The following is a 20,074-nucleotide window of genomic DNA, read 5'->3' as shown; positions in this document are numbered from 1 at the left end:
CCTCCGGTGACCCGCGGAGGACTTCCGTGGAGGTCATCTGCCCCACGAGCAGCCGGTGTTGGGGTAGCGGTGGCGCCCGCGGGAAGGATCACGGGTGTGCGCCGAACCCCTGCCGCCCTGGCCGTCCTCGCCGTCACCGTCACCTCCGCCTTCTGCGTCCTCGTCGCGCCCGGACCTCCCGCTGCCGCGGCCCCCGCCACCAAGACCGCCACCAAGACCGGCACCGCTGCCGGCACCGTCCGGCTGACCAGCTACAACATCTGCGGCAACATGTGCTCCGGTCCGACCTACGACGCGGAGCGCCGGATCGCGGCCGTGGCCGCCGAGACCGACCCCGGGAGCTGGGGTGCCGACCAGCTCTTCCTCCAGGAGGTGTGCGAGCACCAGTACGACGCACTCCTCGACCGCCTGGGGCCGCTCGGCTACGAGGGGTTCTACTCCGCCACCCTGCCGGCCGGGAACCCGGCCATCTGCGAGGGACACGCGTACGGGAACGCCGTGCTCGTACGCGGCCCGGTCTCGGACACGGCCGACCTCGACCTGACCGTGGGCGGCGAACGCGAACCGATCACGGTGCCCTGCGCCCTGGCCTCCCTCTCGGACCGGCCCACATGGTCCTGCTCGGTCCACCTCTACTGGGACGACGGGACCCTCGCCGTGCCCGAGGCCGACCGGCTGGCGGAGCAGGCCCGCAAGTGGCTGGACGACGGATTCGCCGTCGTCCTCGGCGGGGACTTCAACCACTCCCCGCGCACCGCCACGCTGTCGCGCTTCTACCTGCCGGAACGGGGGGACGGCGCCCACGGATCCTTCGTCGAGGCCGACGAGAGCGACCCCGAGTTCTTCGATCCCGCGGTCTGCCCGCCCGCCTCCACCTCCGCGTGCCGGTCGGGCGAGACGACCTTCGGCGCGAAGAAGCTCGACTACCTCTTCCTCAGCGCCCCGCACTTCCGGGCCGCGAGCGCCGACGCCCTCCCGCTCGACACGAAGGTCTCGGACCACAACCTGCTGCGCGTCTCGGCCACCGCCACCTGACCGCCCCACCCGACCGCCTTCCGGGCGTCCCGGCCGGCCCGGAGCCCGCCCGCCTCCTACCCGTCGAGCGCCCGCGCCAGGTAGGACGCCGTGCGGCCCCGGCCCGCCGCCGCCACCTGCGCCGGGGTGCCCTCCGCGACGACCCGGCCGCCCGCCGTACCGCCGCCCGGACCCAGGTCGATCACCCAGTCCGCGCCCGCCACCACCTCCATGTCGTGCTCCACGACCACCACCGAGTGCCCGGCGTCCACCAGCCCGTGCAACTGCCGCAGCAGCACCCGTACATCGGCCGGATGCAGCCCGGTCGTCGGCTCGTCCAGCAGGTACAGCGTGTGGTCCCGCCGCAGCCGCTGCAGCTCCGTGGCCAGCTTGATCCGCTGCGCCTCGCCGCCCGACAGCTCGGTGGCCGGCTGTCCCAGCCGCAGGTAGCCCAGCCCGATGTCCTCCAGCGCGCGCAGGCTGCGCGCCGCCGCCGGGACCTCCGCGAAGAAGCCGACCGCGGACTCCACCGTCAGCGCGAGCACCTCCGCGATGTTCAGGCCCTCGTAACGGACCTCCAGGGTCTCGGAGTTGTACCGGGCGCCGGCGCACTCGGGGCACGGGGCGTACGTACTGGGCAGGAACAGCAGCTCGACCGACACGAACCCCTCGCCCTGGCAGGTCTCGCACCGGCCACCGGCCACGTTGAAGGAGAACCGGCCCGCCTTCCAGCCGCGGGCCTCCGACTCCGGGGCCGCCGTGAAGAGCCGCCGCACGACGTCGAACAGGCCCGTGTAGGTCGCCAGGTTGGACCGTGGGGTCCGGCCGATCGGTTTCTGGTCCACCTCCACGAGCCGTCGTACGGGAAAGTCCGGCTCGGCGAGCCGCTCGCCGACCTCGCGGGCCAGCACCTGCCCCACCAGCGTGGACTTCCCCGATCCCGACACCCCGGTCACGGCCGTGAACACCCCGAGCGGGAAGCGCGCGTCCAGGTCCCGCAGGTTGTGCCGGTCCACCCCGGTCAGGCGGACCGCCCCCACCGCCGTGCGCACCGGCCGCGGCGCCGCGGCCGGCTCCCGCGCCGCGAACAGGTGCCGGGCCGTCGCCGACCCCTCCACACCGGCCAGCTCCTGCGGCGGCCCGCTGTGGAGCACCTGCCCGCCGTGCTCCCCGGCCAGCGGCCCCACGTCCACCAGCCAGTCCGCGTGCCGCACCACATCCAGCTGGTGTTCGACGACGAAGACGGTGTTCCCGGCCTCCTTCAGCCGGTCCAGTACGCCCAGCAGCGCCTCGGTGTCGGCCGGGTGCAGCCCCGCCGACGGCTCGTCCAGCACGTACACCACGCCGAACAGGCCCGACCTCAGCTGCGTCGCCAGCCGCAGCCGCTGCAGCTCGCCCGCGGAGAGGCTCGGAGCGGTCCGGTCCAGGCTCAGATAGCCCAGTCCCAGCTCCGTGACCGGCCCGATCCGGGAGCGCAGGTCCTCGGCGAGCACCCGGGCGGCCTCCCCGGCCGGGGGCGCGGCGGCGAGTACGCCGTCCAGGTCGGTCAGGGGCATCGCGGCCAGGTCGGCGATGCCGTGTCCCGCGAAGGTCACGGCCAGCGCCTCCGGACGCAGCCGCCGTCCTTCGCACACCGGGCAGGGCGAATCGGCGAGGAACCGTTCGGCGCGCGTCCGCAGCGTGGCGCTCTTGCTGTCGGCGAAGGTCCGCATGACGTAGCGGTGGGCGCTCATGTACGTGCCCTGGTAAGGCCGTTGGATCCGCTCGGCCTCCCGCACCGGGTGCACGGTCACCACGGGCTGCTCCTCGGTGAACAGGATCCACTCGCGGTCCTTCGCGGGCAGCTCCCGCCAGGGCCGGTCCACGTCGTGGCCGAGCGTCTCCAGGATGTCCCGCAGGTTCTTGCCCTGCCAGGCGCCGGGCCAGGCGGCGATGGCACCCTGACGGATCGACAGGCCCGGGTCGGGCACGAGGAGTTCCTCGCTGGTGCGGTGGATCCGGCCCAGACCGTGGCACGAAGGGCAGGCGCCGGCGGCGGTGTTGGGCGAGAAGGCGTCGGAGTCCAGCCGCGGCGCGCCGGGGGGATAGGTCCCGGCGCGGGAGTACAGCATCCGCAGCGAATTGGACAGCAGGGTCACCGTGCCGACGGAGGAGCGCGAGCCGGGGGAGGAGCGGCGCTGCTCCAGCGAGACGGCCGGCGGCAGCCCGGTGACCGAGTCCACCTTCGGGGCGCCGATCTGGTGGATGAGGCGGCGGGCGTACGGGGCCACCGACTCGAAGTAGCGGCGCTGGGCCTCGGCGTAGAGCGTGCCGAAGGCGAGCGAGCTCTTGCCGGACCCGGACACCCCGGTGAACACGGTCAGCGCGTCGCGCGGGATGTCCACGTCGACGCCGCGCAGGTTGTGCTCCCGGGCGCCCCGGACCCGTACGAAGGGGTCACGGGGGGCCTGAGGATCGGTGAACTGGTGCATTCACCCCAGTTTAGGGCCTTGCCCGCCCGGCCTCCTCAGCGAGGGCGGTCGGTGAGGAGGCCGGACACCGCTGGATGCTTCAGGTAGTCGAGCACACTGTGCGGCCACAAAGGGGCGATGCGGATCTCCGGCCGCTCCTCCACCCCGGCGAACGCGCGGGCCAGCGCACCCTTCGGGACGGCCACGAAATCTCCGACGTCGGCGATGTTGACCCAGCGCCGTACGCCAGGCGGCCGCGTGCCCCGGCCCTCCTGCGGGCCGGGATCGAGCCGATGGAAGATCGCGTTCGGCAGCGCCAGCGGGGAGCCCAGCGTCAGGAGGAGCTCCACGTCCAGCTCACCGGCCAGATCGTGCAGGGCCTCGTAGGCGACCACGCTGCCCAGCGAGTGCGCGACGACGACGTCGGGCCGGTGCCGGACCAGTGCCGCCCTTACCCGCTCGCGCACGGCGGCCCGCCCGGTGGCGAAGTACCGAGTCACTTCGGGGAAGAACAGCTTCACGCTCTTCTCGACGACCGCAGGCCGCTCGCCCGCCCGCTCGGCGACCTGCCCGCAGATCCACCGCAGCCAGCCCGTGGCCCGGCCCTGGGCCCCGCTCGGGTCGACGCCCCAGGCGCGCGCCCACTGCTCCACCAGCGCCAGCTCCTCGTCGGCCGGGTCCTCGCCCTGCTTCTCGCTGCGCAGCAGGTCGGCGTAGTAGGCCGTCTCCAGGTCGAGCCCCGGGACAGCCGCCCCGATCGCGGCGAGCCAGTCGGAGCGCAGGCGGGCGCTGCCGAGGTGGGGCGTGCTGTCGGCGGCCTTGTAGTTGCGGACGCCGTGGATGCCGAGGACGCGGGTCATGCGGGGGACTCCTCCGATTCGGTCTCGCCGCAGTCGTAGACCGCGAGGGCTCCGTTGATGGTGACGAACAGCTTCCCCGGTCCTGCGAACCCGAAGTTGTCCGGCTGGTCGGGCAATGGAATGCGCCTGACGAGGCACAGACCGTGGGAGGCCCAGATCTTGATCACCGAGGTCTTCGAATGTTCCACGACCGCGAGGGCGAACCATTTGCTGTCGGGGGAGAAGGCAAGGCGAGGCAGAGCGTACGTGTGTCCGCCGATGCGGAGGGTCTCGGCGGGCGGAGGGGGGATCGATCCTGTGCGGACGACCTGCAGGGATCCGGAGTAGCCCGCGGCGATCAGGAGTCGACTGTCGGGCGAGAAGAGGAAGTGGGAGCCGCTTCTCCCGGGCACCTCTGCGAGCGTTTCCCCGGTGGCCGGATCGCGGAGTTCGAGACATCCTTTGGTCCTGTTGAGGACGGCGAGCAGGCGCCCGTCGGGCGAGCCGGCGGCACTGGACGAGGCGAACTGCGTCAACTTCGGCGCCTGAGTCCCCTCTCCCAGCCCGCTCCAAAGGCGCAGGCGCCCCTCCGCGTGACCGGTGATCAGCAGCGACGGATTCGAGGGGTGGAACGCCACGCAAGTGTTGTAGGCGCCTCTTTCGGCAAGGCGGCTGACCGTTTGCCCCGAGGAGACCTCGACGACGTGCAACGAACTCCAGCTACCGATCGCCAGGAGTGCTCCGTCGGACGAGAAGCAGAGGCCACCGCCGACGGCGATGGTCTTCTGACCCACCCGGCGCGTCCATTCGAGCGTCTCGCAGCACCAGAGACTGACCCCCTCGCTGTCGAGTGCGGCGAGCAAGCGGCCATCCGGCGAGAAGGCGATGGCCCGGGCCTTCTCCGTGCTGAGGGACACGGGGTTCCAGTCGTTCGTCGTCCAGACGGCCAACCCGCGTCCACCACACACGGCCAGCAGTTCCCCATCAGGGCTGAACTGCACGTCATCGACACCTTCGCTGTGCTGGAGGCGCACCTCCTCGACCGGATGGCCGCCGGTCACATCCCAGACGGAGGCACCGAGACCGTCGCGTCCGACCGCGAGCCGACGGCCGTCGGGGGAGAACGCAAGGGAGCTGACCCTTCCGGTCACGTGCTGCCAGGGCTCTCCGACAAGAGTGCGCTTCTCGACGTCCCAGAACTGAAGGCTCCGTGTCCAGGCGTTCGTCACGAACGCGAGCAGTCGGCCGTCCGGCGAGAAGGCGACGCCGGTGACCGGGTCCTGCGAATTGCCGAGGAAGTGTGCGATTTCGCGCCATGTATCCGTCTCGACGATGTGCACGCCTTGACTCGTGCCGGCCGCGACGAGGCCACCGTCCGGTGAAACCGCCACATCCTGCACCGCCGAGCTCACACGTTCGATGAAGCGGGTGCTGGCGTCCACCTGGCCACCCTCAGCCCAAAGCAGGGAATGGGCCTCTTCCGGCTGGAAGGCCACCATCCCCGCGATGCGGGCGAACTGCTTCCGGCGCTGCGGAAGGTTCAACCGATGGGCGTCGAAGGCGCACACCGACGCGCGGTCGGACGCCTTCCTGATCTGCGCGTGCGCGGACCACGAGGCACTCAGGAGTCGAACGTACTCCGCGGCCAGCTCGGACCGCGTCATGTCGATCGCCCGGTGATCCTGCCGAGGATCGAAGCGGATGAGGAAGTAGGGGTCGGTCAGGAGCAACTCCGCGGACTCGGCCGCATCGGCCGCGGCGACGTGCCCCAGCGCGTGCCGCAGTACGTACGGTTCTGCGGAGTACCAGTCGTCGCGGGACTCGGCGGCACCCGCTGTGAAGGGCCCGACGATTTCCGAGAGCAGCCTCCGTTCGAGGTCCAGGCTCTGGGCGGCGTCCACCGCATCCGAACTCGCCGGGTGATCGCGCAAGTAGTCCGCCAGGCCCTGGTGGAAGATGCGGTAGAGGGCCACGTCGCTCTCCGGGTCGACTCCGGTACGGAGGAACGGCGAAGCCTCCCGCAGCGTGTCGAGGAACTTCTTGTCGGTGATGTCGTCGGCATCCATGGCCTTGAGGCAGCGACGCAAGGTCGTCAGCGGCATTCCGTCCCCGTGCGACCGGGCGAGGATCGAGAGAACCGCGCGCAACGAGGGGAACTCGTCGTGCCTGGCGAGGAGGACGGCCTCCATCAGGTCCGGCAGGTCCGCCGATGCCTCCCGGGCGTAGGCCCGTGCCGCGGTCTCGTCCTGCGGGGGGTACTTCAGGGTCACCAGGTAGTGGACGTACAGACCGGCGAGCAGGAACGGCCCCCACAGGCTGTCCGGCCGCAGGTGACGGACGATGCCGCTCGCCCCTCGCTTGGCGAGGGTGTCGACGAACTCCGAGGCGGTGCCGGTGGCGTAGGGCTTGCCGGCACGAAGCAGCCGCGCGACGTAATGGCGTACGTCTTCCTCCAGAGCGACCGGATCCGCGGTGTCCAGATCGATCTGATCGGCGGCGATCTCCGCGAGCTCCTCGGCGCAGGACAGCCCGTCCACCACCTCGCGCCGTCCGCCCAGCAGGACCCTGCACGGTGCCTTCGCCAGCGCGCCGTCCCGCCGTTCCGGCGCGAGGAGGCCGCTGATCAGTCGCAGGACCGCGGGAGGATCGGTGCTCTCGTCCACGGCATCCACCACGATGAGGCGGTGCTTCCGCTCCTGGGCGAGGGCCTTGCGCAGGAGGCCGGCGGTCCATTGGACGGGGTCGGCGCCCCCCGTTTCCCTTTCGCGGGCCTCGCCCTCCGGAGTCTCCTCGTCCTTGGGCAGTTCGAGTCCCGTCTGCTCGACGATGATGTCGATCACCTGTTGCACCGAGCGCTGACGTGCGTGCAGGGCGACGATGTCCGGGACCTCCGGGAGATCGTGCGCGGCGGACTCCCACAGCTCCCGGACGCCCCGTCGAAGCTTCGGGGCCGCCGCGCACACGACGAGGCCCAGCAGCCCCGACTTTCCGGCGCCGGCGGCGCCCGTAACGGTCAGCAGGGGACTGTCGCCCGCCAGCCATGTCTGGTAGCGCTTGAGCTCCGCGGCGCGGCCCGAGAAGAAGCCCGTCCTGTCGTCGGCGGAGATGAGACCACGTCCGGACGCGCGGTCGATGAAGTAGAGGCTGTCGCTGATCTCCTTGCCGGCCGCGACCTGGGTGGCGAGGTCCCCCAGGTCCTCGCCGGGGACGAAGCCCAGGGAGCGGCGCTGCAACTGCATCTGTTCCGGGGTGTGTTCGGCCGTCAGGGGGTTCGGTAGGAACGGCCACTCGCCGTCGCCCTGCTCCACGCTGAAGCCGAGGGACATGCGCCAGGTGGTGTCCGCCTTGACCTCGGCGATCAGAGCCCGCACGAACCGGGTGAACCCGATCGACTCGACGTCCAGGGCGAAGTCGGTGAAGAACAGCGCCTCCAGCGCCTTCGCGACCCATCCGCTGAACCGGCCGCTTTCCGTCGGCGAGCTGCTGATGGACGCGCCGAGCGACCAGACGCCGCGTTCGCCGTCGAGTTCGGAGATGGGCTGCCGTCCTGTCGCGGTGCCCGCCCCGCAGGTGTCGACCAGGAACACCACGCGCTGGCGGTCCCCGCCCCGCTCGGCCTCCTGCTGCGCCTTCTCGATCCACCGGTCCACGTCGACCTCGCGGTCGTCGCGGGCCACGAAGGAGAGCCGGCCGCTGCGGTCGGCCCGTCCGTGTCCGATCACATGGATGACGACGACATCTGCGGACTTCCGCTCATCGACGATCCACTTCCGTAACAGGGCGTCGATCTCGCCCTCGGTCCCGTCCAGCGAGGTCTCCACCACCGCCCCGAACTGCTCGAAGGCCTTGCCGACTTCCTCGATCCGATCAGGAACGAAGCCGAGCTCCTCCATGTCGGAACCGTCGCGGAAGCTTCCCACCCCGATCGACAGCACCATGACCCGGGGCGCGCCCTGGCCGCCTGATCTCCTGTCCAACACCACTCCCGCACAGTTCAGTTGCCCCCGCACCGCAGACGCGACCGGCGCAGTTCACTGACGCTACCCGATGCCGGAGCCGGCCGAAGCACGTCCGGGGGACGCCCCTGGGAACGGGCCAGGCGGGCCAGCCGTGCGTACGAGTCCAGGAGCGCCGTGCGGTCGTACGTGGAGGTGGTGACCAGGAGTTCGTCCGCACCCGTCAGGGCGGCGACCTCGGAGAGCTGGGCGGCGACCTGGTCCTCCGTGCCGTGGATGTGGCCGGCCAGGGCGCCCCCGTACAGCTCCCGTTCCTTCGGGGTCATCTCCAGGGCCTCGATCTCCTCCGCCGGGCGGAGCGGCGGGAAGCTGCCCCGGGTGCGGGAGTACGCGAGGGACCAGGCCTCCGGGACCAGGATGCGGCGGGCCTCTTCCGCCGTGGCGGCGACCGCCACCGTTCCGGAGACGACCACGTACGGTTCCATGGCCCGGGCGGAGGGCCGGAACTCCTTGCGGTACGCCTCCACGATCTCACTCACCCGGCTGCGGGACCGCAGGTCGCCCACCACCAGCGGCAGTCCGGCCCGGGCGGCGATCCCGGCTCCCTCACCGGTGGCCAGGACGTACGCCGGTATCCGCAGCCCTTCGGCGGGGCGGGCGTGCACGTCGGGGTGCGCCCGCTGGGTGCCGTCGAGCCAGCCCAGCAGCTCGGCCAGCTGCTCCTCGAAGCGGTCGGCGTCCCCGGTGTCCCGGCCGAGCGCGCGCCGGATCCCGTTGGTGAAGCCGACCGAGCGGCCGAGCCCCATGTCGATCCGGCCGGGGAACAGCGACTCCAGCACCCCGAACTGCTCCGCGACCACCAGCGGCTGGTGGTTGGGCAGCATCACCCCGCCCGTGCCGACCCGGATCCGGCGGGTCGCGCCGGCGACGGCCGCGGCCAGTACGGTCGGCGCCGAGCCCGCGACCCCGGGCACGCTGTGGTGTTCCGACACCCAGAAGCGGTGGTAGCCGAGCTCCTCGGCCGCCCGGGCCAGCTCCACGGTGTCGCGCAGGGCCTGCGGGGCCGGGTGGCCCGCGCGGGTGCGGGACCGGTCGAGTATCGAGAGTTTTCGGATCACAGAGGAGTCAACGTCCGAGCGCCGCCAGGATTCCCCCCCCACCCGATGCCCCACCCGATGCCACCACCCGCTTCCCCACGCCCTCCGCCGGGCCGCACCTGTGTCCGTGCCCGGCCCTAGGCTGGCCGGATGAGCGAGAAGAGCACCTCTCGGCCGCTGGCCGTCTTCGACATCGACAACACCCTGGCGGACACCGGCCATCGCCAGCACTTCCTGGAGCGTCGCCCCCGCGACTGGACCGGCTTCTTCGGCGCGGCTCCGGCCGATCCACCGCTCGCGCGCGGGGTGGCGCTGGCGGTGGAGAGCGCGGCCGACTGCGAGGTGGTGTACCTGACCGGGCGCCCCGAGCGGTGCCGGGCCGACACCGTCGACTGGCTCGCCCGGCACGGGCTGCCCGAGGGGCGGCTGTGGATGCGGGGGAACCAGGACCGGCGACCGGCCCGCACGACCAAGCTGGAGGTGCTGGGGCGGATCGCCCGCGGCCGGGAGGTGCGCATGCTCGTGGACGACGACGAGCTCGTCTGCCAGGCCGCGCGGGCCGCCGGCTTCCGGGTGGTACTGGCCGACTGGGCGGCCGACGCGCCGGAGCTCGAATCCGCGCAGGAGGTCGAGGGCCGGACGTGACGGGTCCCGGCTGAGGCCCGGGGTCGAGCCCCGGGCGGGGGCTCAGTCCTCGCCCTCGAGGCGGAAGCCGACCTTGAGGCCCACCTGGTAGTGGGCGATCTCCCCGTTCTCGATGTGGCCGCGTACCTGGACCACCTCGAACCAGTCCAGGTTCCGCACGGTCTGGCCCGCCCTGGCGATCCCGTTGCGGATGGCCTGATCGATGCCCTCGTGGGAGGTGCCGACGATCTCGGTCACCCGGTACGTGTGATTGGACATGGGGGTCTCCCGACAGTGGGTGGCTTTTGCCTGTTTCTACGGTGCCCCAGTAAGTCCGGCTCCGCGAACTTTGCGCCAACAATCCCGAGCGAAAGGCCCTTGACCAGCCTATTGGTCTATGCCAATTTCGAGCCATCTCGGATCGAGCCCCAGAAGGTGACCCTCTTGAAGATGCGCTTCCCCGCCCTGTGCGCCGCCCTCGCGGCCACGACCGCCCTCACGGGCTGCAGCCAGTCGGCCGACTCGGCCGCAGGGCCGCAGAAGGTGACGCTCTGGCTGATGAAGGGCAGCGCCTCGGAGGACTTCGTCGACAGGTTCACCGCGTCGTTCGAGAGCGAACACCCCGGCGTCGACCTGGACGTCCGGATCCAGGAGTGGACGGGCATCGGCGACAAGGTGAACGCCGTGCTCGACGGCACGGGCAAGGAGACCGCCGACGTCATCGAGGTCGGCAACACCCAGGTGGCCCAGTACATCGAGAAGGGCGGCCTCGCCGAACTCACCCTCGAGGGCCTGCGCGAATGGGGCAGCAAGGACTGGCTCAAGGGCCTCGCCGAGCCGGGCAGCATCAACGGCGCCCAGTACGGCGTCCCCTGGTACGCCGCCAACCGGGTGGTCATCTACCAGAAGGACCTCTTCGCGAACGCGGGAATCAAGACCCCGCCCAAGAACCGCCAGGAGTGGATCCAGGCCACCCAGAAGCTCGACAAGGGCGACCAGCAGGGCATCTACCTCGCGGGCCAGAACTGGTACGTCCTCGCCGGCTTCATCTGGGACGAGGGCGGCGAACTCGCCGTCGAGACCGGCGGCAAGTGGGTCGGCACCCTCGACGACGCGAAGGCCCTGGCCGGCATGGACTTCTACAAGCAGCTCCAGGCCCTCGGCGACGGACCCAAGGACGCCGACGAGGAGACGCCCCCGCAGTCGCAGGTCTTCGCGCGGGGCCAGACGGCGCAGATCATCGCCCCGCCCGGCCAGGCCGCCGAGATCGAGGCGGCCAACCCCGCCCTGAAGGGCAAGCTGGGCTTCTTCCCGATCCCCGGCAAGACCTCGGACAAGGCGGGCGCCGTGTTCACCGGCGGCTCCGACCTGATCATCCCGGAGCGGACCGGACAGCGGAAGCACGCCGTCGACGTGATCACGGCCCTGGTCAGCGAGAAGTGGCAGACCGAACTCGCCCGCACGATGAGCTACGTGCCGAACAAGACCACCCTCGCGCACGTGGTCGAGGGCAACGAGGGCGCCGCCAACATGGCCCCCGGCGCCGCCCAGGGCCGGGCCACCCCCACCTCCGCCCGCTGGGCCGAGGTGGAGGCGAAGAATCCGATCAAGCCCTTCATGACGGCCGTGCTCACCGGCCGGGACCCCAAGCAGGCGGCCCGGGCGGCCTCCGAGGAGATCGGCACGGTCCTCAGCTCCGACCGCTGAGCCGGGCCGCCACCGCGGTCACCGGCGAGGCCGCCGGCGCGGTCACCGGCGAGGCCGCCGGCGCGGTCACCGAGGAGGCCGCCACGGCGGTCACCGACGAGGCCGCCGGCGCGTTCACCGCCGAGTTCAGCGTCCGCACATCCAAGGGCCGCTGAGCGGTCATGTCGAATCCAGCCGGTCACGGAAGAAGTAAAGGAGCCAGGCCACGCACCTGCCGGCCTGGCCCTCCGTGCCCGGATCAGGAGCCGCCATGACCATCGCACCCCTGTCCCCGTCCCCCCTTTCCTCCCCCTCCCCGCTCACCGTCCCCGGCGCCCCCGCCCCCCTCACGCCCACCGCGCCCCGGGGCACCGCGCCGGCCGCCGGCCCCCACTACGCCGTACGCCTCGCCCGCGACGAGTCCGAGGTGCGCGCCGCCCAGCGCCTGCGCCACCGCGTCTTCGCCGGCGAGCTCGGCGCCCGCCTCGACGGGCCCGAGCCCGGCCTCGACTCCGACGCCTTCGACGCGTACTGCGACCACCTCCTCGTCATCGAGGAGGAGACCGAGCAGGTCGTCGGCACCTACCGGCTGCTGCCCCCGGAGCGCGCCGCCGTCGCCGGCCGCCTCTACTCCGAGGGTGAATTCGACCTCTCCGCCCTCGCCCCCATCCGCCCCGACCTGGTCGAGGTCGGCCGCTCCTGCGTCCACCCCGACCACCGCAACGGCGCCGTCATCGCCCTCATCTGGGCCGGCCTCGCCCACTACATGGACCGCTCCGGGCACAACTGGCTCGCCGGCTGCTGCTCGATACCGCTCGCCGACGGCGGGGTCCTGGCCGCCGCCACCCGCGAGGCCGCCCTGACCCGCAGCCTCGCCCCCGAGGAGTACCGGGTCACCCCGCACCTCCCCTGGAACCCCGAGGGCATCACCTTCCCCGACCGCATGGAGCTGCCCCCGCTGCTGCGCGGCTACCTGCGCCTGGGCGCCTGGGTCTGCGGCGAACCCGCCCTCGACGCCGAGTTCGGCTGCGCCGACCTGTACGTGCTGCTCTCGCTGCGCCGCACCAACCCGCGCTACCTGAAGCACTTCCGCTCGCTCGTCCCGGGCGCATGAGCGTCTGGCTGCCCACCTCGCCCTGCACCCCCGAGGCCTGTGCCGGCCACGAGGGGAGCACCGCGAGCGCCCCGCGGGCGGTGCTCAGGCTCATCGCCGCCGTAGCCCTGATCCTGCTGGGGATCCTGGGCGCCCCGCCGGCCCGGCTGCTGCCGGCCGGCCCGCGGTACACGGTCGTACGGGCCTGGTCGACCGCCCTGGTACGGGCCTTCGGCATACGGATCACCGTGCACGGCAGCCCGGGCCCGGACGGCGGCCGCCTCCTCGTCCCCAACCACATCTCCTGGCTGGACATCCCGCTCGTGGCCGCCGCCATGCCCTGCCGGATGCTGGCCAAGAGCGACATCCGCGCCTGGCCGGTCCTCGGCCGCCTCGCCGGACGGGCCGGGACCCTGTTCATCGAGCGCGACCGGATCCGCGCCCTGCCCGCCACCGTCGAGACCGTCACCGGCGCGCTGCTGGCCGGCGACCGGGTCACCGTCTTCCCCGAGGGCTCCACGTGGTGCGGCCGCGCCCAGGGGACCTTCCGCCGGGCCGCCTTCCAGTCGGCGCTGGACGCGCGGGTTCCCGTACAGCCCGTGCGGCTCGCGTACCTGCTGTGCGACGGGAGCCCGGCCTGGGCGCCCGCCTTCGTCGGGGACGACCCGCTGACCGCCTCGCTGTGGCGGATCGCGCGGGCCCGCGGGGTACGGGCCGAGGTCAGGCTGCTGCCGCGGATCCCGCCGGGCCGGTACGCGGACCGGCGGGACCTCGCGGCAGCCGCTCAGCAGGCCGTGCTCGGAGCCTCAGCCCCGGCCCTGCTGCCGGGCATCCCCGCTCAGCCGGCCGCGCCGTCGGCGACCGACAAGGACAGCGCGAACCGGCCCGCCGCGTCCGTCCACCACTGGGTCAGCTCCAGTCCCGCCGCCGCCAACTCCTTCCGCACGCCCTCCTGACGGAACTTCGCCGAGACCTCCGTCAGGATCTCCTCACCCGCCGCGAACGGCACCACCAGATCCAGCGCCCGGATCTTCACCCGCAGCTCCGACCGGGCCCGCAGCCTCATCTCGATCCACTCCTGCTCCCTGTTCCACACCGCCACGTGCGCGAAGTCGGCGGTGTGGAAGTCCGCGCCCAGCTCCCGGTTGATGACCGCCAGCACGTTCTTGTTGAACTCGGCCGTCACACCCCGCGCGTCGTCGTAGGCCGACACCAGCACGGCCTCGTCCTTCACCAGGTCCGTGCCCATCAGCAGCGCGTCCCCGGGCGACAGCATCGCCCGTACGGACGCCAGGAACACCGCGCGCTCCGGCGGCAGCAGGTTCCCGATCGTGCCGCCCAGGAACACCACCAGCCGGGGCCCGGGGGAGTCCGGCAGCTGCAGCGCGCGGGTGAAGTCCGCCAGCAGGGCGTGCACCCGCAGCCCCGGATGCGCCGCGAGCAGGATGTCGGCCGCCCCCCGCAAGGCGCTCTCGCTCACGTCCACCGGGACGTAGGTGTCCAGCGCGGGCATCGCCTCGATCAGGTGCCGGGTCTTCTCCGAGGACCCGGAACCCAGCTCCACCAGGGTGCGGGCACCGCTCTCGGAGGCGATCTCCCGGGCCCGCTCCAGCAGGATCTCCCGCTCCGCGCGGGTCGGGTAGTACTCGGGCAGCCGGGTGATCTCCTCGAAGAGCTCACTGCCCCGCGCGTCGTAGAACCACTTGGGCGGCAGCACCTTGGGGAGGTGGGTGAGCCCGTGCAGCACGTCCGTGCGCAGTGCGGTCTCCGCCGCGTGCTCGTCGAGGGTCCGGGTCAACTGGAAGTTGGTCACGGGGAGTTCTCCTTGAGCGGGGTCAGTTCGACCCGCGTGCGGGTGGCGGTCAGCAGGGTCCGGTCGGGCACTTCGCACCACCGGGGGTCGTGGTCGTACGGCTCGGAGGCCACCAGGGTGCGCCGGGCGCCCGCATCGGCCAGGTACCAGAGCGAATCCCCCCATGCCGTGGCGGCGATCGCGGCGCCGTCCGTCACCAGCAGGTTCAGCCGCGAGCCGGGAGCCGCCGTGGCCAGGTCCCGGACCGGCTCGGCCAGCGCCGTGCCCAGGTCGTCCCCGGCCCGCAGCCGGTGCAGGACCAGCGCCCACACCAGCGCCGAATCCGTGCGCGCGGCCAGCCGGAGCAGCTCCTCGGGCGGCAGCCCGGCCGCGAGCGGGGCCGCCACGTCCGGCCAGCCCCGTATCGCGCCGTTGTGGCTGAACAGCCACGGCCCCTCCGCGAACGGTGCGGCCGCCGCCTCCCCGTCGGCCCCGGGCCGCGTGGCGTCCCGTACGGCGGCCAGCACGGCCCCGCTGCGCACCACCCGGGCGAGATCGGCGAAGCCCAGGTCGGACCAGACCGGCCCGGACCGCCGGTAGCGGGCGGGTACCGGGTCGCCCTCCGCGTACCAGCCGATGCCGAAGCCGTCGGCGTTGACCGTGCCGGACCGCTGCCGGCGCGGCTCCCAGGACTGGCGCACCAGCGAGTGCTCGGGCTCGCTCAGCAGCCTCCGGAGCTCCACCACCGGTCCCAGATAAGCGAGATGACGGCACATCAGACGTCCCTCGCGGTCCGGAAGCCGGAGAAGATCTGCCGCCGTACCGGAAGGTCCCAGTTGCGGAAGGTGCCCCGGCAGGCCACCGGGTCCACCGCGAAGGAACCGCCCCGCAGCACCTTGTGCTCCGGGCCGAAGAACACCTCCGAGTACTCCCGGTACGGGAAGGCCCGGAACCCCGGGTACGGCAGGAAGTCGGAGGCGGTCCACTCCCACACGTCGCCGATCAGCTGGCGCACCCCGAGCGGGGAGGCCCCGGCCGGGTAGCTGCCCGCGCGGGCCGGGCGCAGGTGGCGCTGCCCCAGATTGGCCAGGGCCGCGGTCGGGTCCGCGTCGCCCCACGGGTAACGGGCCGAGCGACCGGTCGCCGGATCGAACCGGGCGGCCTTCTCCCACTCCGCCTCCGTGGGCAGCCGCCGGCCCGCCCAGCGGGCGTAGGCGTCCGCCTCGTACCAGCTGACGTGCAGCACCGGCTCGTCCTCCGGCACCGGTTCGGTCACCCCGAAGCGGCGGCGCAGCCACTGGCCGGCCTCCCGGTGCCAGAACAGCGGTGCCTCGATGGAGTGTTCGCGGATCTGCTGCCAGCCCGGCGCCGCCCACCAGCGGGGATCGCGGTAGCTGCCGTCCGCGATGAAGGCCAGGTACGCGGCGTTGGTCACCGGCACCGTGTCGATCCAGAAGGGGGCGGTGTCCCGGACGTGCGCGGGCCGCTCGTTGTCCAGCGACCACGGCTCGGTGGAGGTGCCCATGGTGAACGGGCCCGCGGGGACGAGGACTTCCGCGACGAGTGGCGGATCGTACGGGGCGTCCGGATCGGGCGCGGTCAGCACGGGCGCGCCCTGCCGCAGCTGATGGGTGATCAGCATCGTTTCGTCGTGCTGCTGTTCGTGCTGGGCGATCATGCCGAAGGCGAAGCCGTCGTCAAGGAGCGCGCTGCCCTCCAGCGGGGTGCGCTCCAGCAGGTCGAAGACCCGGCCGCGCACCTCGGACGCGTACCGGCGGGCCTCCTCGGGCCCGAGCAGCGGCAGCCCGGGCCGCTCGGCACGGGGATGCTCGAACGCGTCGTAGAGCGGATTGATCTCGGGGCGCATGGACTCGCGCCCGGCGACGTTGCGCAGCAGCCAGAGCTCCTCCTGGTTCCCGATGTGCGCCAGGTCCCAGACGAGCGGGGACATCAGCGGCGAGTGCTGGGCGGTCAGGTCCGCGTCGCTCACGGCGTCGGTGAGCCCGGCCGTACGCACGCGCGCGGCGGTCAGGGCGGCGGCCGCCCGCTCCCGCAGGGCTTCCCGGGACGGGTACGAGGTGGTCACCGGCGGGCCTCCTTCCGGGCGGGCTCCAGGGGGGACGCCTCGTCGGCCGGGCAGCGGCCGCGCAGCACGAAGCGTTCGGTGAACGCACCGACCGTCTCCTGGACGTGCTCGCTCGCACCCAGCCGGGGCAGCGCCTCGGCGGCGGCCAGGAAACAGGCCGTCGCGGCCGTCCGCAGCTCCGGATCGGCCAGGCCGTGCCGGGCGGCGGACCGCCACAGCGGATTGCGGGGCGAGGGCCGCGGGCCGTGCGCGTCGGACAGCGCCTTGGTCGCGCGGTACGCGGTCTCGGCGGCCTCCGGATCGTCGAACAGCGCGTGCACGACGGCCACCGGGACCAGCCAGCCGTCGTCGCCGGGCTGCGCGTCGATCATCCGCAGTTCCAGGTGGCCGCGCGGCCGCACCGGTGGGAACAGCGTGGTGAGGTGGTACTCCAGGTCCTCGGTGGTGGGGCGCCGCAGTGCGGGGCGGCCCGCGGGAGCGGAGCGCGCCGGCTGCTCGGGGTCGCCGCCCGTGCGCAGCCAGTCGCGGAAGGTCGTGCCGCGCGGGATCTCCCACGCCTCGCCCTCGTACGACCGGACGCACATCACCTCGGTGTCCAGCGCCTGCCGCGTCCACCCGGCCCGCGGCTCCACGTCCAGCGGCGGGGCGAGCGCGCGCCGGCTGTCGATGTCGCTCCAGACCCCCTGGCGGGCACAGCGCCAGCCGGCGTACGGGCCGTCGTGCGCGGGGGAGTTGGCGAAGGCGGCCACCAGGACCGCGCCCAGCAGGTGCGCGAGCCGCCAGCGCCGGCCGTGGCCGAGCACGCCCGGCTCCTCGTACCCGGCGTCCACGCAGACCTGTACGGAGGCGGAGGCGCACATCATGACGCGCCCGGCAGGGCCCGTGCGGTCGAAGTAGGCCTCCATCGCGTCGTAGCGCGGGCTGTTCAGCAGCCGGCGGTAGGGGCGCCGGGGATCGCGGCCGAGACCGCGCAGGACCAGCCCGCGGGCCAGCAGGGCGCCGCGTACGGCGGTGAGGTCGGCCTGCAGGCCGTCCACGCATCCGCTGAGCGAGGCGGCGGGGGCCGAGCTGAGTTCGAGCTGGCCACCGGGTTCGACGGTCAGCCGCGAGTTCAGGGACAGGGCGCGGGCGGCGGCGTGCGCGGCTCGCAGCCGCTCGGGGGACAGGGGCTGTTCGGGCCGTTCGGCATCCACGACCAGCCATTCGAGCTCGGCGCCGATGAGGCGGGGCGGGCCGGTCTTGAAGCAGATGCCGTGGATCAGCTCCTCCGCCTGGGTCTCGGTGAGGGAGGGGGCGGGGGGTGTGGCGGGCGCGCGTGGGGGAGTGGGTGAATCCTGGGGCATACCGGGTCCTCGTCTCCTGTCGTCGGCCGTGACATCACCCGTGCCTACCCCTCCCTGGGGCACAAATTCCTTTGCCGCCGGCGGCCGGGGTGCGGAGGATGGCGGCGTGAGCAGCAGATTGCGCGAGATCGCGCGGGAGAACGCGGAAATCCTGGCGGCCGGTGGCTACCGGACGCGGTCGGGACGGCAGGTCTCCCTCGCCGCCGCCCTGGCGGACGCCAAGGCCGGAACCAGGATATATGGACCAAACCGGGTCGTTCCAGACGAAGAGGTCGTCCGTGGGGGCGGGCCGACGGCCGTCGAGGTCACGGGGGAGAGCACCACGGTCGCGGCCCGCAGGCTCGCGACGGGCGGACCGGACGCCGCGGCAGGCCCGGACGAGGCCCCGGTGGCGGCCCTGAACTTCGCCTCGGCCCGCAATCCCGGGGGTGGTTACGTCCGCGGGGCCAAGGCCCAGGAGGAAGCGCTGTGCCGCGCCTCGGCCCTCTACGAGACGCTGCTGGAGGCCCCGGAGTACTACGAGGTCCACCGAGCGGAGCGCAGCACCTTCTACACCGACCGGGTGATTCACTCGCCCGGGGTGCCCGTCTTCCGCGACGACCGGGGCGCACTGCTGGAGACCCCGTTCCGGATCGGTTTCCTCACCTCGCCCGCCCCGAACGCGGGCACGATCCGGCGCCAGGAGCCGCAGCGGGTGGCCGAGATCCCCGCGGCGCTGGTCCGGAGGGCCGAGCTCGTACTGGAAGTGGCGGTGCTGCACGGCTACCGGCGGCTGGTGCTGGGGGCGTGGGGCTGCGGGGTGTTCCAGAACGACCCGGCGGAGGTGGCCGAGGCCTTCCGGGGGCTGCTGGCGGGCCGGTTCGCGGGGGTCTTCGAGCGGGTGGTGTTCGGGGTGCTGGACCGCAAGCCCGAGACGCGCGAGGCGTTCGAGCGGGCCTTCGCCGGTTTCGGGGCCTGAGGGCGGGCGCGGGGGCCACCGGGTGACCGCGGCCGTCCAGCCCGCGCGGTATACCGGCGCGCCCGTCCGCCCTACGCCCGTCCGCCCTACGCCCGTCCGCCCTACGCCCGTCCGTCCTACGTCTGCCTGTCCGCCCTACGTCTGCCCGTCCCGCCCTGTGCCCGTCCGTCCGCGCCCTACGACCAGCCGTAGCGCTCGCGCAGCCGGTCGACGACCAGCCCGAAGCGTCCGCGGTCCAGCGCACAGGCCTCGCGCCGCATCCCCGACTCGTGCACCCGGAGCACCCGGTCGACGTCCACCCAGGACTCCCGGCCCGAGCTGTCCCACGGGCCGGTCCCGATCGGCACCCACTCCCGGTCGTGGTCGTGCCGCTTGCTGGACAGCTGTACGGCGAGCAGGGTCCGCCCGCCCGCCTCCCGCGCGACGACCAGCACCGGGCGGTCCTTCCCGCGTCCGTCGTTCTCCTCGAAGGGGACCCAGGTCCACACGATCTCACCGGGATCGGGGTCCCCGTCGGGGTCGGGCGCGTACTCGGTGCGTACGGGGCCGATGGCGCGGGGATCGGCCTCGGTGGTCGCCGTGTCCCCGTCGCGGCCGGGCTGGTCCGTGTAGCCGTTGCCGTGATGCGAAAGTGCCGCCATCCCGCCGAGATTACCGGGCCCGGAAGCACGACCCGGTGCAGCCGGGGCCGGCGGTCAGGTCATGTCCGACTCCCGGTGCGCGCCCGTGCACAGCGCCCAGACGACGAAGAGGTTGACGACGACCAGCACCAGGGCCCACCAGGGGTAGTACGGGATCCAGAGGAAGTTGGCGATCGCGCCCAGGCCGGCGACCATGATGCCGAAGTAGCGGCCCCACAGGGCTCCGGCGAGGACGGCGCAGCCGGCGACGACGAGGGCGATGCCCAGAATGAGGTGGATCCAGCCCCAGCCGGTCAGGCTGAACTCGAACACGTAGTGGCGCGTCACGACGAACAGGTCGTCGCTGGCGACGGCAGCGATCCCTTCGAGGAACGCCATCGCCCCTCCGAAGATCATCAGCACTCCCGCCAGGAGGGTGGTACCTGACGTGGGCGCGTGCCAGGGGCGCGGTTGCCCGTGGCCTGCCTGGGGCCTGCTGGCGTCACTGGCCATTTC

18 protein-coding genes are annotated in these 20,074 nt (G+C 72.7%); 6 read left to right on the top strand and 12 right to left on the bottom strand.

Going from position 1 to position 20,074, the window contains the following annotated elements; all coding sequences use genetic code 11:
* Positions 1 to 96: 96 nt before the first annotated feature.
* On the top strand, positions 97 to 1,035 hold the full coding sequence (locus tag RIU97_RS05460) for an endonuclease/exonuclease/phosphatase family protein (RefSeq protein WP_404953687.1): 939 nt from the start codon (positions 97 to 99) through the stop codon (positions 1,033 to 1,035).
* 56 nt (positions 1,036 to 1,091) lie between these two features.
* Here RIU97_RS05460 and RIU97_RS05455 read toward each other — a convergent pair whose 3' ends face one another.
* The 4 genes from RIU97_RS05455 to RIU97_RS05440 are packed head-to-tail and all read right to left on the bottom strand — an operon-like array spanning position 1,092 to position 9,377.
* A complete protein-coding gene (locus RIU97_RS05455; protein WP_404953685.1) occupies positions 1,092 to 3,485 on the bottom strand; it encodes an ABC transporter in 2,394 nt (797 codons plus the stop codon).
* 35 nt (positions 3,486 to 3,520) lie between these two features.
* Positions 3,521 to 4,324, bottom strand: a complete 804-nt coding sequence (locus RIU97_RS05450; protein ID WP_404953683.1) for a serine peptidase — start codon at positions 4,322 to 4,324, stop codon at positions 3,521 to 3,523.
* Entirely contained in the window at positions 4,321 to 8,280 is a 3,960-nt protein-coding gene (locus RIU97_RS05445) for a hypothetical protein (protein ID WP_404953681.1), read from the bottom strand. The genes RIU97_RS05450 and RIU97_RS05445 overlap by 4 nt, the downstream gene beginning before the upstream one ends.
* Before the next feature lie 17 nt (positions 8,281 to 8,297).
* Positions 8,298 to 9,377 (bottom strand): LLM class flavin-dependent oxidoreductase, encoded by a 1,080-nt coding sequence (locus RIU97_RS05440; RefSeq protein WP_404953679.1) that lies wholly within the window; start codon positions 9,375 to 9,377, stop codon positions 8,298 to 8,300.
* Between the two features lie 129 nt (positions 9,378 to 9,506).
* Here RIU97_RS05440 and RIU97_RS05435 point away from each other — a divergent pair, with 129 nt between their 5' ends.
* Entirely contained in the window at positions 9,507 to 10,001 is a 495-nt protein-coding gene (locus RIU97_RS05435) for a hypothetical protein (protein WP_404953677.1), read from the top strand.
* A 42-nt stretch (positions 10,002 to 10,043) separates the two neighbouring features.
* On the opposite strand, the gene RIU97_RS05430 is transcribed toward RIU97_RS05435, so the two are convergent.
* A complete protein-coding gene (locus tag RIU97_RS05430) occupies positions 10,044 to 10,259 on the bottom strand; it encodes a dodecin (RefSeq protein ID WP_030663252.1) in 216 nt (71 codons plus the stop codon).
* A gap of 165 nt (positions 10,260 to 10,424) precedes the next feature.
* Here RIU97_RS05430 and RIU97_RS05425 point away from each other — a divergent pair, with 165 nt between their 5' ends.
* On the top strand, positions 10,425 to 11,687 hold the full coding sequence (locus tag RIU97_RS05425; protein ID WP_404953674.1) for an extracellular solute-binding protein: 1,263 nt from the start codon (positions 10,425 to 10,427) through the stop codon (positions 11,685 to 11,687).
* Here RIU97_RS05425 and RIU97_RS05420 read toward each other — a convergent pair.
* Positions 11,671 to 11,850 carry a hypothetical protein gene (locus tag RIU97_RS05420; RefSeq protein WP_404953672.1) on the bottom strand — a complete coding sequence of 60 codons (180 nt, stop codon included), beginning with the start codon at positions 11,848 to 11,850 and terminating at the stop codon, positions 11,671 to 11,673. The two genes, RIU97_RS05425 and RIU97_RS05420, sit on opposite strands and share 17 nt — an antisense overlap.
* 87 nt (positions 11,851 to 11,937) lie before the next feature.
* On the opposite strand from RIU97_RS05420, the gene RIU97_RS05415 reads away from it, so the two are divergent.
* Both RIU97_RS05415 and RIU97_RS05410 read left to right on the top strand, forming a co-directional pair.
* Entirely contained in the window at positions 11,938 to 12,780 is an 843-nt protein-coding gene (locus RIU97_RS05415; RefSeq protein ID WP_404953670.1) for a GNAT family N-acetyltransferase, read from the top strand.
* The gene (locus tag RIU97_RS05410) at positions 12,777 to 13,715 is read left to right on the top strand and encodes a lysophospholipid acyltransferase family protein (RefSeq protein WP_404953668.1); all 939 of its coding nucleotides are present in this window, start codon (positions 12,777 to 12,779) and stop codon (positions 13,713 to 13,715) included. The genes RIU97_RS05415 and RIU97_RS05410 overlap by 4 nt, the downstream gene beginning before the upstream one ends.
* On the opposite strand, the gene egtD is transcribed toward RIU97_RS05410, so the two are convergent.
* The 4 genes from egtD to egtA are packed head-to-tail and all read right to left on the bottom strand — an operon-like array spanning position 13,598 to position 17,980.
* The gene (gene egtD, locus RIU97_RS05405; protein ID WP_404953666.1) at positions 13,598 to 14,572 is read right to left on the bottom strand and encodes an L-histidine N(alpha)-methyltransferase; all 975 of its coding nucleotides are present in this window, start codon (positions 14,570 to 14,572) and stop codon (positions 13,598 to 13,600) included. The genes RIU97_RS05410 and egtD overlap by 118 nt on opposite strands.
* Entirely contained in the window at positions 14,569 to 15,327 is a 759-nt protein-coding gene (egtC, locus tag RIU97_RS05400; protein ID WP_404953664.1) for an ergothioneine biosynthesis protein EgtC, read from the bottom strand. The genes egtD and egtC overlap by 4 nt, the downstream gene beginning before the upstream one ends.
* The gene (gene egtB, locus RIU97_RS05395; protein ID WP_404953662.1) at positions 15,327 to 16,637 is read right to left on the bottom strand and encodes an ergothioneine biosynthesis protein EgtB; all 1,311 of its coding nucleotides are present in this window, start codon (positions 16,635 to 16,637) and stop codon (positions 15,327 to 15,329) included. Before egtB ends, egtC begins: the two co-directional genes overlap by 1 nt.
* Complete coding sequence (gene egtA, locus RIU97_RS05390) at positions 16,634 to 17,980, bottom strand: ergothioneine biosynthesis glutamate--cysteine ligase EgtA (protein WP_404953660.1); 1,347 nt, start codon at positions 17,978 to 17,980, stop codon at positions 16,634 to 16,636. Before egtA ends, egtB begins: the two co-directional genes overlap by 4 nt.
* A 106-nt stretch (positions 17,981 to 18,086) precedes the next feature.
* Between egtA and RIU97_RS05385 the strand changes: the two genes are divergently transcribed.
* A complete protein-coding gene (locus RIU97_RS05385; RefSeq protein ID WP_404953658.1) occupies positions 18,087 to 18,938 on the top strand; it encodes a TIGR02452 family protein in 852 nt (283 codons plus the stop codon).
* Between the two features lie 176 nt (positions 18,939 to 19,114).
* Here RIU97_RS05385 and RIU97_RS05380 read toward each other — a convergent pair whose 3' ends face one another.
* Both RIU97_RS05380 and RIU97_RS05375 read right to left on the bottom strand, forming a co-directional pair.
* Positions 19,115 to 19,579, bottom strand: coding sequence for a type II toxin-antitoxin system PemK/MazF family toxin (locus tag RIU97_RS05380; RefSeq protein WP_404953656.1), 465 nt, complete (start codon positions 19,577 to 19,579; stop codon positions 19,115 to 19,117).
* A 54-nt stretch (positions 19,580 to 19,633) separates the two neighbouring features.
* On the bottom strand, positions 19,634 to 20,071 hold the full coding sequence (locus RIU97_RS05375; RefSeq protein WP_404953654.1) for a hypothetical protein: 438 nt from the start codon (positions 20,069 to 20,071) through the stop codon (positions 19,634 to 19,636).
* Between the last annotated feature and the right edge of the window lie 3 nt (positions 20,072 to 20,074).

Source organism: Streptomyces sp. 147326, from assembly GCF_045000215.1.
Lineage (GTDB): Bacteria > Actinomycetota > Actinomycetes > Streptomycetales > Streptomycetaceae > Streptomyces.
The sequence above is the reverse complement of the archived record's forward strand: the minus strand, read 5'-3'. Positions and strand labels throughout refer to the sequence as shown.

Coding starts and splice junctions, on each gene's coding strand:
- RIU97_RS05455 (WP_404953685.1), bottom strand. CDS start 3,485: ATGCACCAGTTCACCGATCCTCAGGCCCCCCGTGACCCCTTCGTACGG.
- RIU97_RS05435 (WP_404953677.1), top strand. CDS start 9,507: ATGAGCGAGAAGAGCACCTCTCGGCCGCTGGCCGTCTTCGACATCGAC.
- RIU97_RS05450 (WP_404953683.1), bottom strand. CDS start 4,324: ATGACCCGCGTCCTCGGCATCCACGGCGTCCGCAACTACAAGGCCGCC.
- egtC (WP_404953664.1), bottom strand. CDS start 15,327: ATGTGCCGTCATCTCGCTTATCTGGGACCGGTGGTGGAGCTCCGGAGG.
- RIU97_RS05375 (WP_404953654.1), bottom strand. CDS start 20,071: ATGGCCAGTGACGCCAGCAGGCCCCAGGCAGGCCACGGGCAACCGCGC.
- RIU97_RS05380 (WP_404953656.1), bottom strand. CDS start 19,579: ATGGCGGCACTTTCGCATCACGGCAACGGCTACACGGACCAGCCCGGC.
- egtA (WP_404953660.1), bottom strand. CDS start 17,980: ATGCCCCAGGATTCACCCACTCCCCCACGCGCGCCCGCCACACCCCCC.
- RIU97_RS05420 (WP_404953672.1), bottom strand. CDS start 11,850: ATGACCGCTCAGCGGCCCTTGGATGTGCGGACGCTGAACTCGGCGGTG.
- RIU97_RS05415 (WP_404953670.1), top strand. CDS start 11,938: ATGACCATCGCACCCCTGTCCCCGTCCCCCCTTTCCTCCCCCTCCCCG.
- RIU97_RS05410 (WP_404953668.1), top strand. CDS start 12,777: ATGAGCGTCTGGCTGCCCACCTCGCCCTGCACCCCCGAGGCCTGTGCC.
- RIU97_RS05430 (WP_030663252.1), bottom strand. CDS start 10,259: ATGTCCAATCACACGTACCGGGTGACCGAGATCGTCGGCACCTCCCAC.